At 62.0% G+C, this 2,476-nt stretch carries 1 protein-coding gene and 1 pseudogene; both read right to left on the bottom strand.

Annotation, left to right across the window (positions count from 1 at the left end; all coding sequences use genetic code 11):
• Positions 1–2 precede the first annotated feature (2 nt).
• Entirely contained in the window at positions 3–866 is an 864-nt protein-coding gene (istB, locus tag AC0L2O_RS36050; RefSeq protein ID WP_473373102.1) for an IS21-like element helper ATPase IstB, read from the bottom strand.
• 8 nt (positions 867–874) lie between these two features.
• Positions 875–2,365: pseudogene (gene istA, locus AC0L2O_RS36055) on the bottom strand (IS21 family transposase); the annotation flags it as partial.
• Positions 2,366–2,476 lie beyond the last annotated feature (111 nt).

Below are 2,476 nucleotides of genomic sequence, written 5' to 3' on the forward strand. Positions count from 1 at the left end.
TGTCAATCGGCGTTCGACTGGGACCCCCTATCGGCATCCAAAAGGGACCCCTTTGATCGGCGTGCTCTGCTGGTAGCGCTCGGGTCGTCGGAGCTGGTCGGGGTTGCGGAGACGGCGCGAGCGCGGGTTGTTTGAACATCGTCGCGGCTTTTGAATCGCCAGCTGTCGTTGCCGGTCTCGACGATGTCGCAGTGATGGGTCAGTCGGTCGAGTAGCGCGGTGGTCATTTTGGCATCGCCGAACACGGTCGGCCATTCGCCGAACGCAAGATTGGTGGTGACAATGATGGAGGTGCGCTCGTAGAGCCGGCTGATGAGATGGAACAGGAGCTGACCGCCGGATTGCGCGAACGGCAGATAGCCCAGCTCGTCGAGAACGATGAAGTCCATGCGGGTCAGATGCTCGGCGAGCCGTCCCTGCCGACCGTTGCGGGTCTCGGTCTCGAGCCGGTTGACGAGGTCGACGACGTTATAGAAGCGGCCACGGGCGCCGGATCGGATGCAGCTTCGCGCGATAGCGATGGCCAGATGGGTCTTGCCGGTGCCCGTTCCGCCGACCAGGACGACGTTGCGTTGCTGGGCGATGAAGCCGCCGCCAGCGAGATCATTGACGAGAGTCTGATTGATTGGCGTCCCGTCGAACTGGAAGTCGGCGATGTCCTTGGCGAGCGGCAGCTTGGCAATGGTGAGCTGGTATTTGATCGAGCGGGCCTGCTTCTCGTTGATCTCGGCGTTGAGCAGGTCGCCGACAATGCGCTGAGGTTCGTGCTGGCGCTTCACGGCAGTTGCCATGATCTCGTCGAAGGCAGCCTTCATGCCGTAGAGCTTGAGTTCGCCCATGAGGTCGAAGATCTGAGTTCGTTCCATCAGTTGGTCCTCCGGAGGTTGTCGTAACGGGCACAATCGGCGATCGGTGCATGGCGGAGCGTCAGTGCGGCCGGCGTCATGATGTTGGCCGGTGGAGCGGGTTCACGTTGACGGGCCAGGATGTTGAGCACCACATCGGCGGAATGGACGCCGTGACTGAGCGCTTCGGCACAGGCCGCTTCCACCGCGGACAGACCGTCAGTCAGCACCGCGTTGAGGATGTCGACCATCTGCCGATTGCCATCGTCGGTGCTGGCAAGCTTGCGCCGGATCCGCTCGATCGCGGCCGGCAGCACCCAATCTTTGAAGGGAGCACCGTTGCGCAAGGCACCGGGTTTGCGGGCGAGCACCGGCACATAATGCCAGGGGTCGTAGACGGTATCGCCGCGGCCAAAGGATCGCGGGTGCTCGGCAACGATGCGTCCATCCTGACGGATAACGATGCGATCGGCATAGGCTTGAACCTCGACCGGTCGTCCGACTGCGCTGGCTGCGACCGAGTACTTGTTGTTGTCGAAGCGCACCAGGCAGGTCTTCGAGACTGATGCCGTCACCGCATGGAAGCCGTCAAAACGGCCGGCATAGGGAACGAGTTTGGGGCGTTCGGCTTCGAACACGTCCCAGATCGTCTGATCGGCCAGCTCCGGATGGCGATGAGCCTTGGCGTAGGCGATGCATTTGTCGAGAAGCCAGGCGTTTAACTCGTCGAGGTTTTTGAACCGCAGCCGCGGCGTGAAGAAGCGTTCCCGGACCAGACCGACCTGGTTCTCGACCTGCCCCTTCTCCCAGCCCGACGCTGGCGTACAGGCGACCGGATCGACCAGATAGTGGCTGCACATCTGCAGGAAGCGGCGATTGTAGAGACGGCCTTTACCGACGAAGATCGTCTCTACGGCGGTCTTCATGTTGTCGTAGATGCCGCGGGTGCAGGTGCCTTTGAACAGGGCGAACGCCCGGTCGTGGGCGTCGAACACCATCTCCTGCGTCTCCCGCGGATAGGCCCGCACGAACAGCATACGGCTGTAACAGAGCCGGACATGGGCAGCCTTCACCATCACCGTGGTGCCGCTCAGCAGGACGACCTCGTGGCTCCAGTCGAACTGGTAGGCTTCGCCTGGGGCAAAGCTTAGCGGCACATAGGCCGACGCTGTCGAGCTGCCGCGCTCCTTGCTCCACCGTCGTGCGTATCGACGAACCGCATCATAGCCGCCGGCGTAACCCAGGCCGCGAAGCTCTTCGAACAGCCGGATCAGCGTCAGCCGTTCCCGCGCCGCCTTGCTCTCATTCCCTGCCAGCAACCGGTCAAGCTCGGCACTCCAGGCACCCATCTTCGGCAGCGGCTGCGTCTCGCGCTCATACCGGAACTCCGTCGCTTGAGAACGAATGACCTTGCGAACCACCTTCCGCGATACGCCAAGTTCTCGGCAGATCGCCTTGATCGGACGACCATCAACAAAGTAGGCGCGACGGATCTTACCAATCGTCTCCACCACCAGCATCCCAACCTCGGCTTCCATGACTCGATGGAAGCCACTGTGGACCTTATCCCGGGGTCCCGATTGGATGCCGATCACCCCGAAAACGGGGTCCTTATTCCATGCCGAAACACA

The organism is Bradyrhizobium sp. Kon10, from assembly GCF_055807395.1.